At 73.3% G+C, this 13,977-nt stretch carries 9 protein-coding genes; 1 reads left to right on the forward strand and 8 read right to left on the reverse strand.

All coding sequences use genetic code 11. The features are described 5' to 3' along the window. Positions 1-121 precede the first annotated feature (121 nt). From ACZ4Z1_RS12355 to ACZ4Z1_RS12380, 6 genes are all read right to left on the reverse strand, one after another. Positions 122-1,780: a catalase gene (locus ACZ4Z1_RS12355; protein ID WP_468486508.1), complete on the reverse strand. Its 1,659-nt coding sequence runs from the start codon at positions 1,778-1,780 to the stop codon at positions 122-124. 101 nt (positions 1,781-1,881) lie between these two features. Next, entirely contained in the window at positions 1,882-2,898 is a 1,017-nt protein-coding gene (locus ACZ4Z1_RS12360) for a YihY/virulence factor BrkB family protein (RefSeq protein ID WP_468486509.1), read from the reverse strand. A gap of 137 nt (positions 2,899-3,035) precedes the next feature. Further along, on the reverse strand, positions 3,036-5,600 hold the full coding sequence (locus tag ACZ4Z1_RS12365) for an ABC transporter permease (protein ID WP_468486510.1): 2,565 nt from the start codon (positions 5,598-5,600) through the stop codon (positions 3,036-3,038). A 42-nt stretch (positions 5,601-5,642) separates the two neighbouring features. Continuing rightward, entirely contained in the window at positions 5,643-6,425 is a 783-nt protein-coding gene (locus tag ACZ4Z1_RS12370; protein ID WP_468486511.1) for an ABC transporter ATP-binding protein, read from the reverse strand. Positions 6,426-6,623: 198 nt separating this feature from the next. Then, positions 6,624-7,355 (reverse strand): mycothiol-dependent nitroreductase Rv2466c family protein, encoded by a 732-nt coding sequence (locus tag ACZ4Z1_RS12375; RefSeq protein ID WP_468486512.1) that lies wholly within the window; start codon positions 7,353-7,355, stop codon positions 6,624-6,626. Positions 7,356-7,388: 33 nt separating this feature from the next. Next, complete coding sequence (locus tag ACZ4Z1_RS12380; RefSeq protein ID WP_468486513.1) at positions 7,389-8,090, reverse strand: helix-turn-helix domain-containing protein; 702 nt, start codon at positions 8,088-8,090, stop codon at positions 7,389-7,391. A gap of 342 nt (positions 8,091-8,432) precedes the next feature. Here ACZ4Z1_RS12380 and ACZ4Z1_RS12385 point away from each other — a divergent pair, with 342 nt between their 5' ends. After that, positions 8,433-12,341 carry an nSTAND1 domain-containing NTPase gene (locus tag ACZ4Z1_RS12385; protein WP_468486514.1) on the forward strand — a complete coding sequence of 1,303 codons (3,909 nt, stop codon included), beginning with the start codon at positions 8,433-8,435 and terminating at the stop codon, positions 12,339-12,341. A 49-nt stretch (positions 12,342-12,390) separates the two neighbouring features. On the opposite strand, the gene ACZ4Z1_RS12390 is transcribed toward ACZ4Z1_RS12385, so the two are convergent. Both ACZ4Z1_RS12390 and ACZ4Z1_RS12395 read right to left on the reverse strand, forming a co-directional pair. Continuing rightward, positions 12,391-13,098, reverse strand: coding sequence for a S1 family peptidase (locus ACZ4Z1_RS12390; RefSeq protein WP_468486515.1), 708 nt, complete (start codon positions 13,096-13,098; stop codon positions 12,391-12,393). 25 nt (positions 13,099-13,123) lie between these two features. Beyond that, the gene (locus ACZ4Z1_RS12395) at positions 13,124-13,975 is read right to left on the reverse strand and encodes a carbohydrate ABC transporter permease (protein ID WP_468486516.1); all 852 of its coding nucleotides are present in this window, start codon (positions 13,973-13,975) and stop codon (positions 13,124-13,126) included. Positions 13,976-13,977: the final 2 nt, after the last annotated feature.

Here is a 13,977-nt window from a genome sequence, read left to right on the forward strand (position 1 = left end):
CCTCCCCCCCCCCCCCCCCCCCCCCCCCCCCCCCCCCCCCCCCCCCCCCCCCCCCCCCCCCCCCCCCCCCCCCCCCCCCCCCCCCCCCCCGGGACGTCGTCCGTGCGTACACCCGTGCCCTTCAGGAGGCGACGGTATGCCGCGCGTCGGGTACGCAGTGGGTCATGGTCAGCCCGGAGACGTCCCGCGGCGGGTTCTCGCCGAGGCGCGACAGCCGCTCGCGGTCCTCGTCCGTCAGGTTCTGGCCCGCCAGCGGCTCCAGGTGGGCGACGTCCTTCGGGCCGATGCCCAGGCCCTCGCCGACGCGCAGCCCGAGCTCGTTCTCGACCAGCAGGAAGTGCCACACCATCCGCTCCTGGACGGCACGGTCGGTCTGGGAGATCAGATCGGTGAAGTTCTTCACCAGGTCGTCGCGCTCCCAGTCCTCCATGAGGCGGAAGCGCTGGCCCGCCTGGAGGTAGTCGTTGGTGCGCGGGATGCGTTTGCGGGTGAGCCGGCCGCGGATCTCCGGCCCCTGCTCGTCGTGGGTCGGATAGCTGCCCTCCCGCAGGCCCCCGGTGATCGACGGCTCGTAGTTGACCTCCGGGTTCTGCCCGTGCCGGTCCTGCTCGTACGCCATCAGACCGTCGCGCTGGTTGGTGTGCACGGGGGCGTGCTTGGCGCGGTTGACCGGGAGCTGGAGGTAGTTCGGGCCGACGCGGTAGCGCTGGGTGTCGCTGTAGGAGAAGGTCCGGCCGACGAGCATCTTGTCGTCGGAGAAGTCCAGGCCGTCGACGAGGACGCCGGTGCCGAAGGAGATCTGCTCGTTCTCGGCGAAGTAGTTCTCCGGCATCCGGTCGAGCACCATCCGGCCCACCGGCTTCGGCGGGAAGTCCTGCTCGGGCCAGGTCTTGGTGTCGTCCAGCGGGTCGAAGTCCAGCTCCGGATGGTCGTGGTCGTCCATCATCTGGACGACCAGCTCCCACTCGGGGTGGTCGCCGCGGCCGACCGCCTCGTACAGGTCCTTGGTCGCGTGGCCCAGTTCCCCGGCCTGGACGGCGGCGGCGTCCTCCTCGGTCATGCTGCGCACGCCCAGCTTGGGCAGCCAGTGGTACTTGACCAGGACGGTGTCACCGGCGTCGTTCACCCATTTGTAGGTGTTGACGCCGAAGCCCTGCATGTGCCGGTAGTCGGCCGGGATGCCGCGCGGGCTGAAGAGGTTGACCAGCATGTGCATCGACTCCGGCGTCTGCGACATGAAGTCGAAGATGCGGGCCGGCTTCTGCTCGTGCGAGACCGGGTCGGGCTTGAGGGCGTGGATGACGTCGGGGAACTTGATGGCGTCCCGGATGAAGAAGACGCCGAGGTTGTTGCCGACCAGGTCCCAGTTGCCGTCCTCGGTGTAGAACTTCACCGCGAAGCCGCGCGGGTCGCGGGCCGCCTCGGAGGAGTCCCGGCCGCCGATCACGGTGGAGAACCGTACGGCCACGTCGGTGCGCTTGCCGGCCTCCTGGAACAGCTTGGCCCGGGTGTAGCGGCCGACCGGCTCGTCGCCCCACTTCCCGTAGCTCTCGAAGTAGCCGTACGCGGTCACGCCGCGAGCGTGCACCACCCGCTCCGGGATGCGCTCCCGGTCGAAGTGGCTGATCTTTTCGAGGAACTGGTAGTTCTCCAGCGTGGCGGGTCCGCGCGCGCCGACCGTCCGCTGGTTCTGGTTGTCGTAGACCGGGTGGCCTTGCCGGTTGGTGAGCACCGGGCGGTCGTCGCCGGGTGCCGGTCCCTGGTTTGCTACGTCTGTCACTGCTCTCGGTTTCCTTAGCACTCGAAGGCGCTCGGGTCCGCGCCGTGGGTGGGGCTCCGGAAGGACAGGGGTACCCGCTGGAGCGGCGGTGGTGCAGACGCTCACCTCTTTGGGGCAGTGTCCTGACCGCCGGGGACCGGCTCCGGGTCCGTACGGTGGCGCCGGCGCGGCAGCCGCAGGCGGTCCGGCCACTTACGGGTGTCCCGCGGCTCCACGTACGGCTCCTCCCGCGGCGGGTGCCCCTCGGTGATCGCCCGCTGCCGGGCCAGCTCGGCGTCGAACTCCAGGCCCAGCAGGACCGCCAGGTTCGACAGCCACACCCAGACCAGGAAGACGATGACGCCGGCCAGGGTGCCGTACGTCTTGTTGTACGAGCCGAAATTCGCCACGTAGAGCGCGAAGCCCGCCGAGGCGGCCAGCCACAGCAGGACGGCCAGGAAGCTGCCGGGGGTCAGCCACCGCAGACCCTGGCCCCGTACGTTGGGCGTGGCGCGGTACAGGATGGTGATCATCAGCACCACGAGCAGGACCAGCACGGGCCACTTGGCGACCGACCAGACCGCCAGTCCGGTGTCACCGATGCCCAGGCCGCGGCCCGCCTGCCGGGCCAGCGGGCCGGTGAAGACCACGATCACCGCGCTGGTGGCCAGCAGCACCATCAGCACGACCGTCACGCCGAGCCGCAGCGGCAGGGTCTTCCACGCGGGCCGCCCCTCCGGCAGGTCGTAGACGGCGTTGGCGGTACGGATGAAGGCCGCGATGTAGCTGGAGGCCGACCACAGCGCGGCCAGCAGCCCTACGACGGCCAGCACACTGCCCGTGCCGGGCCCGTTCTGCAACTGGCGCACGGCGCCGCGCAGAATCTGTTGCGCCGCGTCCGGTGTGATCGCCTCGAGAGTGCCGAGCACGGCGTCGGTCGCCGACTTCCCGATCACCCCGAGCAGGGAGACGAGGACCAGCAGCGCGGGGAAGAGGGAGAGCACCCCGTAGTACGTGAGCGCCGCGGCACGGTCGGCGAGCTCGTCGTCCACGAACTCCTTGGCCGTACGCCGCAGGACGTCCCACCACGAGTGAGCGGTCAGACCGGTGGGTTTCTCGGACGAGGATTCGACTGCCATACGGCTGCGAGTTGCCCGTTCGGGGCGGGCGAACCCCGTCGTCCGGCACGGCCTGCCGGCACCGGAAAAGCGCCTGCCCCGTCCCTGGGGAAAAGGGACGGGGCAGACGGGCGGGAGGGGGACCGCCTTCGGGAGGGCTACTGGGCGCCGATGGACTCCAGCATGTTGAGGCGGGCGGCGCGGCGGGCCGGCCAGGCGGCGGCGAGGACGCCCACGACCAGGGCGATCGCCAGGAAGATGCCCAGCCGGTCCCACGGCAGGATCATTTCGTACGTCGGCATCGAGGAGGCCGCCATCTTGCCGCCGGCCCAGGCGAGGAAGACGCCCACGCCGATGCCGAGCACCGCGCCGAACAGGGAGATGACGACCGATTCGAGGCGGACCATCTGCTTGATGCCGGTGCGGGCGAGGCCGATCGCGCGCAGCATCCCGATCTCCCGGGTGCGTTCGAAGACCGACATGGCCAGGGTGTTGACGACACCGACCACCGCGATGATCACGGCCATGCCGAGCAGTCCGTAGACCATGTTCAGCACCATGTCGATCTGGCCGGCGTTCTCCTTGCGCAGGTCGTCCTTGTCCTGGACCTTGAGCAGCGGGCTGTCGCCGAGGACCTTGCGGATCTCCTTCTCCAGCCCGGCCTCGGGCCCATTGGCGGTCTTGACCAGGACCTTCTCGTCCTTGAGGGGCTTGACGTGCGGGTCGACCAGCGCGGTGGCGCCGAACATGTCGCCGACGGTGGCGTTGTCCTCGTAGACGGCGGCGACCTTCAGCCGGGCCTTCTCCTTCTTCTCCGTGCCGGTGAAGAAGCCGACCTCGTGGGTCTCGCCCGGCTTCCAGCCCAGCTTCTCCGCCCGGCTGCGGGAGACCGCGACCCCGCCGTCGCGTACGGCGTCCAGCGAACCGCTGCGGAACGTGAGGTCGGTGACCTGGTCGAGGTGCGCGAGGTCGGTGCCGGTGAGCTGGCCGTAGCCGCTGCCACCGTCCGTCTCGAAGGCGGCCGAGCGGATGGGCACCGCAGCCGTCACGCCGGGCAGGTGGGCGGCCTTCTTCGTCAACGCCGGGTCCAGCCCGCGGAAGTTGGCCGTGCTGACCTGGTAATCGGCGGTGAGGCCCTGCGCGGCCATCTCGTCCGAGGCCCGCTGTCCCGAGACGCCGGCGACCGTCATGCCGGTGATCAGGGTGAGGCCGATCATCAGGGCGGAGGCGGTGGCGGCGGTACGGCGCGGGTTGCGCAGCGCGTTCTCCTTGGCCAGCTTGCCGCTGACGCCGAAGATCCGGGTGGTGACCTTGCCGGTCAGGGCGACCAGCGGCCGGGACAGCAGCGGCGCCAGGATGATGACGCCGACCAGGGTGAGCGCCGAGCCCACCATGGGGATCATCATGTCCTCGGCGTCCTTGAGGGTGGAGACGTAGAGCATCACCGCGACACCGAGGGCGGTGACGATCGCGCCGATGACGTTGCGCAGCACCATGCTGCGCAGCGCGGGCGGCGCGTCCACGGTGTTCAGCGCTTCGACCGGGGCGATCTTCGCGGCCTTGCGGGACGGCAGCCAGGCGGCCAGTACGGTCACCAGCACACCGACGGCCAGCGCGGACAGTACGGCGTTCGGACTGATGACCAGCGGGCCGTCGGGGAAGCCCGCGCCGTTGGCGTTCAGCACCGCGCGCATGGTGACCGCGATACCGGTGCCGAGCGCGAATCCGACGACCGAGGAGACGAGGCCGAGCAGGCCCGCCTCGGCGAGCACCGAGCGCACCACCTGGCGGCGGGAGGCGCCGATCGCCCGCATCAGCGCGATCTCGCGGCTGCGCTGGGAGATGAGCATGGTGAAGGTGTTGGCGATGATGAAGATGCCGACGAACAGCGCGATGCCCGCGAACACCAGCAGCGTCTTGCTCATCGCCTGGTTGCCCTGTTCGACCCTCTTGGCCTGCTCGGCGGCGAGTACGGTGCCGCTGGTCGCCGTCGCGCGGTCCTTCGGCAGCAGCTTCTCGACCGCGGCGGTCAGCGCCTTCTCGTCGGTGCCGGGCTTGGCGGCCACCACCAGCTCGTCGTACTGGCCGGGGTGCACGAACAGCTTCTGCGCGGTCGTGGTGTCGAACAGCGCGAGGCTGCCGCCCGCGGTGACCTGCGGGTCCTCGGAGTGGACGACACCGACGAGCTTCTTGCGCAGGGCCGGTCCGTCGGTGGCGAAGCGCACGCTGTCGCCGACCTTCAGGCCGCTCTTCTTCGCGGTGCCCTCGTCCAGCGCCATCTCACCGGCCGAGGCGGGGCCGCGGCCCTGGACGAGCGGGTAGCGGCTGTCCTTGCCGTCCGCGCCCGGCTGGTAGTTGGTGGCCACGTTCTGCCAGTCGTTGCCGATCGGCTGGTTGTCCTTGTCGGCGACGGTGGCGCGGCCGCTGACGTTGGTGTGGACGGCGGCCACGCCCGGCAGCGAGCGGACCTGGTCCGCCAGCCGGTCGGTCAGCAGCGTGGTGCGGCGGGCCTCCGGGTCCTCGGGCACCTCGCCCGAGGTGGCCTGTACGGAGACGGCGACGTCCTTGAAGCTCTTGGCCGAAGCCTTCTTGACGGCCTCGCCGACGGTGTCGCTGAAGACCAGGGTGCCGGAGACGAAGGCGACGCCGAGGAGGACCGCGAGCGCGGTCATCATCAGGCGGGCTTTGTGCGCGAGCACGTTGCGCAGGGCGGTTCGGAACATGGTGGTGGTGTCAGTCCTGGGGTGAGGTGTCGGCGGCGGGCGTCAGCTCGTACGGTTCTTGGCGTCGAACAGCCGCATCCGGTCCAGGACGGCGTCGGCGGTCGGTTCGTACAGTTCCTCGACGATGCGGCCGTCGGCGAGGAAGATCACCCGGTCCGCGTAGGCGGCGGCGACCGGGTCGTGGGTGACCATGACGACGGTCTGTTCCATCGCCCGTACGGACTCGCGCAGGAAGCCGAGCACCTCGGCGCCGGAGCGGGAGTCGAGGTTGCCGGTCGGCTCGTCGGCGAAGATGATCTCCGGCTGGGAGGCCAGCGCGCGGGCCACCGCGACGCGCTGCTGCTGGCCGCCGGAGAGCTGCGACGGCCGGTGCTTGAGGCGCCCGGAGAGGCCGACCGTCGATACGACGCGGTCCAGCCAGTCCCGGTCGGGCTTGCGGCCGGCGATGTCCATCGGCAGCGTGATGTTCTCCAGCGCGGTCAGCGTCGGCAGCAGGTTGAACGCCTGGAAGATGAAGCCGATCTTGTCGCGGCGGAGCCGGGTCAGGTGCTTGTCGCTCAGCCCCGTCAGCTCCGTGTCCCCGATCCGTGCGGAGCCGGAGGATATGGAGTCCAGGCCCGCCATGCAGTGCATCAGCGTGGACTTGCCGGAACCGGACGGGCCCATGATGGCGGTGAAGCGGGCCCGGCCGAACTCGACGGACACGTTGTCCAGCGCGACCACGCGGGTCTCGCCCGCCCCGTAGACCTTGCTCAGGTCCGTGGCACGGGCGGCGACGGCCGCGGTGGCTCGGGCGGGGGCGGGGAAAGCGGCCGCGTGGGACACGGGTGAACTCCTGGGAAGGGGACGGACGGGCCGCGGGGCACACGGGGCCCCGGCGGAACACCCGGCTCCGCGGGGCCGGAGGGCCCTGAGAGCCGGGTGAGTGGTGCTGTCCCATTCTCGGCCGGGCGGGGGCCCCGATGCCTCAGCCCGGAGAGGGGAAAGCCGCACCGGCCGGAAGTCCGACCCGGGCGGGGTCCGTCATCCCGTGGAGGGACGGGCGTCCGACTTATGGCCGACGTGCGCGGAGCCTCCGGAGGGCGGCTCGGGACCGAAGTCGGGCTCCGCGGCGGCCGGGCGGCGCAGCTCGAAGAAGCCCGGTACGGACGCCATCTTCAGGGCACCGTCCCACAGCCGCCCCGCCGCCTCGCCCCGGGGCGCGGGGGAGACCACCGGACCGAAGAAGGCCACTCCGGCCGTCCCGCCCGCTCCGGCCGCCCCGTCCACCGCGACGACCGGCGTTCCGACGTCCTCGCCGACCAGGGCGACGGCGCGCGCGTGCGAGGCCCGGATCACCGCGTCGTACTCCGTGGTCCACGCCGCCGCGGCCACGTCGCGCGGCAGCCCCGCGTCCGACAGCGCGCGCTCGATCCCGTCCCACTCGCCCCGATGGTGCAGCCGTACGCCGAGCGCCTGGTAGAAGCGGTCCAACGCCTCGGGCCCGTACCGCTGTTCCACCGCGGCGCAGGCCCGCACCGGCGCCCACAGGTACGCGCGCCACTCACCGTCCGGGTCCTCCGGGTTCACCTCCCGGCCCTCGTTGAGCACCTGGAGGCTCATCAGCCGCAGGCGCACCCGGACCGGTCGGACCCGGGTCACTTCCCGTATCCACTGCGCGGCGATCCAGGTGTAGGGGCAGACGGGGTCGAACCAGAAGTCCGCCGTGACGCCCGGTCCGGCCACCGTACGCGCCGCTCCCGCCGTCCCGTCCATCCGCGCCCTCCCCGCCGTCGAGGCCGGACGCGGTCAGCCGCCGCCGGCGCGCGCCCAGAACGTCTCCAGGATGCCATCGAGGAACGCCTGCCCGGCATGGCCCGACGCGTCGGCGCTCCCGCCGCCGCCCCAGTTCAGCGAGGCGGCCATCAGCCCCTGGTAGTCACCGTGCAGCCCCTGGAGGGCGGCCTGTACGCGCGGCTTCGGCAGCGGGACCAGCTTGGTGACCGGCCGTACGTACGCCTGCCAGCGCGTGGTCGCGGCGCTGTGCAGCAGCTCGGTTAGCTTTCCGTCCCGGCCGGTCAGCCGGACCAGCGCGCGGCACGGCAGCCGCAGCGCCGCGGCCAGATCCGCCGCCTGCCGGTCGTTGCCGGCCCAGGTCCCGGCCGCCTCCATCCGCGCGTACGCGGCGGGCTCCATCCCGATGCGCAGCGCCAGGTCCTCCGCTGCCAGACCGCGCGCGAGCCGGTGTTCGCGCAAGGTCCGCGGCGCCGCGAGCAGTTCGCCCGGCGCGCACCACAGGGCCCCGGCCAGCGCGGACAGCTCCGCCTCCGAAGGGGACGCCTCGCCCCGCTCCCAGGCGGCCACGGCCGCGGGCAGGACCCGCAGCCCGTACGCCGCCCAGATCCCGTACGCGACATGCGCGTGCGTCATGCCGAGCGCCTCGCGCAGCCGCCGTGCCGCCGAGGCGTCGAACGGTGGTCCGGGCGGGCCGCCGGTGGGGTGCGTGGTCACCGGCCCACGGTAGGGGCGGCGGCACCGGCGTACCTATGGTGCGGAGGTACAGGACGCGAAGTCGTAGGAAGCTACGGCCGCGCTCCGTACGTCCGGCCCGCCGGGGGCGCCGCGGCGCGAGGACGCACGGTACTCGCACCACCCCCGTTCGCCACCCCGACGGCGCTGGAGACCACGACTGTGCCCCGCCGCGGAGTTGTCCGAAAGTGCGGCTCGTCAGGGACGAACAAGCCGGACAATGGGAGACCGGGCCGCGGGGGCGGCCCCGGCGCAGGAAGAAGGTGGCGGGTTATCGCAGGGGGCGGGCAGCACAAACCCCGGCTGGGACGGCCCGAACGGCCGGTGGACCCGCAGGCCGGGCCGGTCGAGCGGCTGGCCTGGGAACTGCGGCAGCTGCGGCAGCAGGCCGGGACGCCGAGCTACCGCACGCTCGCCAAAACGGCGCACTACTCCGCCAGCACACTGGCGGAGGCGGCCAAGGGCGAGCGGCTGGCGACGCTGGACGTCGTGCTCGCCTACGCCCAGGCGTGCGGCGGGGAACGGGCCGAGTGGGAGGCGCGGTGGCGGGCCGCCGCCGGGGCGGGCGACGACGAACCGGTCACGCCGCGGTGCCCGTACCCGGGCCTGGCCGCCTTCGAAGCGGCGAACGCCGCGGAGTACTTCGGCCGCGCGACCCTCGCCAAAGAGCTGTCAGGACGCGTCGAACAGCACGCCCTCACCGTCGTCTTCGGCGCCTCGGGCAGCGGCAAGTCCTCCCTGCTGCGGGCCGGACTGCTGCCCCACCTCGGCGCGCACTGGCACCCGGTGCTGCTGACCCCCGGCGCACGGCCGCTCGGCGCCCTCGCGGCAGCGGTAGCCCGCCTGGTGGCGGAACAGGAACCACCGGACGGCGGCGGAAGCCCGGCCGCCGACACCGTCCCGGCGGTGGGGGAGGCGGCTGTGGCGGTGGGGGCTGCGGAGGGTGCGGGGAAGGAAGGTGCTGCCGGGGGTGCGGAAGAGGGCGCGGGTACGGCCGAGGACGCGCGTACGGGCGAACACCCCGCCTCCGTCCCCGAAGCCCCCACCTCGACCCCCGAAGCCCCCACCCCCACTTCCGAAATCCCCACCCCACCCCCCGAAGCCCCCACAACCCCCCTCCTCCGCCGCCTGGACGACGACCCCGCCGCCCTCGACCTCGCCCTGCGCACCTGGCTCGCCGCGCGGCCGGACACCGCGCGTGCGCTGCTGGTCATCGACCAGTTCGAGGAGGCCTTCACGCTCTGCGCCGACGAGGCCGAGCGCACCGCCTTCCTCGGCGCGGTGGCCGATCTGGCCCGTTCCGGGGACCGGCGGATCCGGCTCGCCGTCGGCATCCGGGCGGACTTCTACGCGCGCTGTTTCGTGCACCCGGGGCTGGTCGCCGTGTTGCGTACGGCCGCCCAGCTGCCCGTGGGGCCGCCGAGCCGCGCCGAGTTGCGGGACATCATCGCCGAGCCCGCCGTCCGGTCCGGTGTCCAGGTGGACGCGGACCTGGTGGAGGCGGTGCTCGCCGAGGCGGCCGGCCAGCCGGGGGCGCTGCCGCTGGTCGGGCACGCGATGCGCGAGGCGTGGCACCGGCGCAGTGGGGAGAGCCTGCGGCTGGCCGATTACCGCGCCACCGGGGGGATGCGCGGCGCCGTCGCGCAGACCGCCGAGCGAATGTACGACGAGGCCGGGCCCCGGCAGCGGGACGTGATGCGGGCGGTGTTCCTGCGGCTGACCGCGCTCGGTGAGGGGACGGAGGACACCCGGCGCCGGCTGGCCCGCCGCGAACTGGACGGCCTGGCCGATCCGCACGAGATCGACGGGCTGCTGCGCAAGCTGGCCGCGGCCCGGCTGGTCGTGCTGTCCGACGGCACGGTCGAGGTCGCCCACGAGGCCGTCATCCGGGCCTGGCCCCGGCTGCGGCACTGGCTCGACGAGGACCGGGAGGCGCTGCGGACCCACCGCAGGCTCACCGCCGCCGCCGAGGCGTGGCACGAACTGGGCCGGGACGCGGGCGCGCTGTACCGGGGCGCGCAGCTGGCCGGCGCGCAGACCTGGGCGCGGCTGCACGGCGCCGCCCTCAACGCCCTGGAACGGGACTTCCTGCGCAGCGCCACCGGCGCCGACCGGCGGCGGGGCCGCCGCGCGCGCTGGCTCACCGCGTCGCTCGGCGCCCTCCTGGTCCTCGCCCTGATCGCGGCGGGCATCGCCTTCGAGCAGCGGGCGGACGCCGAGGCGCAGCGCCGGATCGCGGTGTCCCGCCAGTACGCGGCGGAGGCGGGCGAGCTGCGCCGGGAGCAGCCCCAGGCGGCGGCGCTGACCGCGCTGTACGGCTACCGGCAGGCGGAGACGGCCGAGGCGCGGGGCAGTCTGCTCAGCGCCTACGCCGCCCACCGCGCCAACCAGTTCACCGGCCACACCGGCGTCGTGAACGCGGTGGCCCACAGCCCGGACGGCCGTACGCTGGCCACCGGTTCGGTGGACCGTACGGTCAAGCTGTGGGACACCGCCACCGGCCGGATGCGCGGAACCCTCATCGGCCACACCGGCCCGGTGTACGCGCTCGCCTTCAGCCCGGACGGCCGGACGCTCGCGACCGCCGGGGACGACGGCAGCGTCCGGGTGTGGGACGTCGCCCAGCGCCGCCGGATCGGTGTGCTGGACGGCCCTTCGGGCCGGGTGGTCTCGCTGTCCTTCTCCCACGACGGCCGTGCCCTCGCGTCGGGCAGTACGGGTGACGCGGTACGGCTGTGGGACGTGCCCTCGCTGCGCCGGGCCGCCGACCTGACCGGGCACGCCGGCAACGTGACGGCGGTGGCCTTCTCGCCGGACGGGAAGGTGCTGGCGTCGGCCGGTGACGACCGTACGGTCCGGCTGTGGGACGCGCGTACCCACCGGCCGCTGGCCACGCTCACCGGACACGTCCAGCCGGTGTTCGCGCTGGCCTTCGACTCGGACGGCCGCACCCTGGCCAGCGGGGGCGGCGACCGCACGGTCCTGCTGTGGGACGTCGCGAAGCGCCGCAGAGCGGGCGAGCTGACCGGGACCGCCGACCGGATCACGGCCCTGGCCTGGGAGCCGAACCGCCGCACGCTCGCCGTCGCGAGCTACGACGGCATCGTCCGGCTCTGGGACGTCAACGCCCGGCACGCGCGGGAGAAGTTCACGGCGCGCGTGGAGTCGGCGAGCGCGCTGTCCTGGGCGCGGGACGGCTCCGTCCTGGCCGCGCCTTCGGACGACGACACGGGCACGGTCCGGCTGTGGCGCGCCGCCGGGGGCGGGCGGGAGACGCTCGGCGGCCGGCAGAGCGCGATCACCTCGGTCGCGGTGTCCCCGGACGGCCGGATCATCGCGGCCGCGGGCAGCGAGCTGACGCTGTGGTCGGCGGACCGGCCGCGGCCGCTGCGGACGCTCGACGCGCCGCCCGGGGTGATCATGAGCCTGGTGTTCTCGCCGAACAACGACGTGTTCGCGTCCGTGCACGCCGACCGCACGGTCCGGCTGTGGGACGCGCACACCGGCCGGCTGCTCGCCACGTTGCGCGGGCACACCAACACCGTCCGCCAGGCGGCCTTCTCGCGGGACGGCCGGGTGCTGGCCACCGTCGGGGACGACCACAACCTGTTCCTGTGGCACGTGGCCGGCCACCGCCGGATCGCCGAGCGCAAGCTGGCGGGCAGCGGGTCCACCGTCACCTTCGCTCCGGACGGCGAGACCCTGGCGGTCACCGAGAACGCCGCCAACCGGGGCATCGTCCGGCTGTGGAACGTGGCGGATCTCCGGGAGACCGCCCGCTTCGCCGGCCGTTCCTACCCCATCTTCGCCGCCGCTTTCGCCCCGGACGGGAAGACCCTGGCGACGTCCGGCACGGACCACGACGTCCAGCTGTGGGACGTACCGGGGCGCCGGATGAGCGGCACGCTGCGCGGCCACTCCAGCAGCGTCGCCTCGCTGGCGTTCAGCCCGGACGGCCGCACCCTGGCCTCGGGCGGGGACGACGACACCGTACGCCTGTGGGACCTGGCCGGCCGCCGCACGTCGGCCGTGCTCTCCGGGCACACCGGCAGTGTGCTGTCCCTGTCGTTCTGGCCCGACAGCCGGGCCCTGGTCAGCGGCAGCGCGGACGGTACGGTCCGCGAGTGGTACATCGTCGTGGCCGACGCGGCCAAGTCGATCTGCGAGCTGAGCCGGCAGGGCCACTGGGCGCGGACGGCGCTGGGCGTGCCGGCCGACTGGTACTGCAGGTGACCCGCGCCCGCGGGGACGGGCGCGGGTGTGCCGCTCGGACCGTGGACGCTCAGTGCAGGGTCAGGCCGTACGCCTGCAGGGCCGGGACGACCGGCTGGAGGTAGGTGCTGCCGCCGGAGGCGCAGTTGCCGGTGCCGCCCACGGCGAGGCCGAGCGCGGTGCTGCCGGAGACGGCGGGGCGGCCCGCCGTCGTACCCGGCTCGGAGCAGGCAGAGGTCTGGACGAGTCCGGACACCGTGCCTTCCGGGTAGCTGACGCTGGCGTTCACGGCGCGCACCCGCCCGCAGTGCGTGCCCGTCGAGGGCCCGGCCAGGCACACCGACTGGCCCACCGCGGGCCGGGCCGCGCCGGTGATGTCGAGGAACCGGCCGCCGCCCAGGTCGATCTCGCCCGGGTAGGTCACGGCCGGGGCGGTGTAGCGGATGAGGGCGTAGTCCTCGCCGGGGAAGCGCACGGCTTCGGTGACGCCGACGTGGACGGTACGGGCGGCGTCGGCGTACCAGTCCCGGGCGCCGCCCACGCACCGGCCCTCCATGATCGCGTAATAGGTGCCGGCCTTGGTGGCGTTGAAGCCGACGGTGCAGCGGCCGGACGCGCTGTACAGGACGTTGCCGCCGCGGACCGCCGTCGCGGCGGCCGTACGGGACGGACCGGTGTCCGGGGCGGCGCCGGCCGGCGGCGCGGCGGCCAGGACGGCCGACGCGGCGGTGGCCAGCGCGGCCAGGGAACGGAGCACTGCGGTGGGTCTCGGTCGCACGGTTCCTCCTCCGGGAGGGGACGGGTCAGCCCTTCACCGCGCCGCCCAGCGCGAACCCGCCGCCCAGCCGGCGCGAGATCAGCACGTACAGCAGGACGACCGGCGTCGAGTACAGGATCGAGAAGGCCGCCAGCTGGCCGAAGGCGATGGCGCCGTAGTTGCCGAAGAAGGTGAAGATGCTGACCGAGGCGGGCAGTTGCTCGGGGGTCAGGAGCAGCAGGAACGGGACGAAGAAGTTGCCCCACATGATGGCGAAGGTGTAGATCGTCACGACCGTGACGCCCGGCCCCATCAGCGGCAGGATCACCCGCCACAGCGTCTGGAACCAGGACGCGCCGTCGGTCCAGGCGGCCTCTTCGAGGGCGCGGGGGATGCCGTCCATGAAGTTCTTCATCAGCCAGATGGCGAAGGGGAGCTGGGAGGCGGCGAGGAACAGCGCGGTGCCGTACACGGTGTCGATCAGGTTGACCTGTACGTACAGCGCGTACACCGGGACCATGATCGCGGTGATGGGCAGGCAGGTGGAGAACAGGACGGTCAGCAGGTACGGGCGGCTGAACCGGGAGCGGTAGCGGGACAGCGGATAGGCCGCCAGGGCCGCGCAGGCGACCGTCAGGGCGCTGGCGCTGCCGCACAGCACCAGGCTGTTGAGCATCGGCGTGAAGGTGATCTCGTCCGTCAGGACCGCCGAGAAGTTGTCCAGCGACGGCGACCCCGGCACACGGACCCGCAGCGTCGCCCCGGTGTCCAGCGAGGAGAGCACCAGCCAGGCCAGCGGTACGGCGAAGGCGACGGCCACGGCGAGCAGCGCCGCGTCGGCGGCGAGACGGCGCCGGGTGCGGCGGGTCAGCAGGGGCTTGGCGGACCGGGCGCGCACCG

This window comes from Streptomyces sp. NPDC030165 (assembly GCF_055573595.1).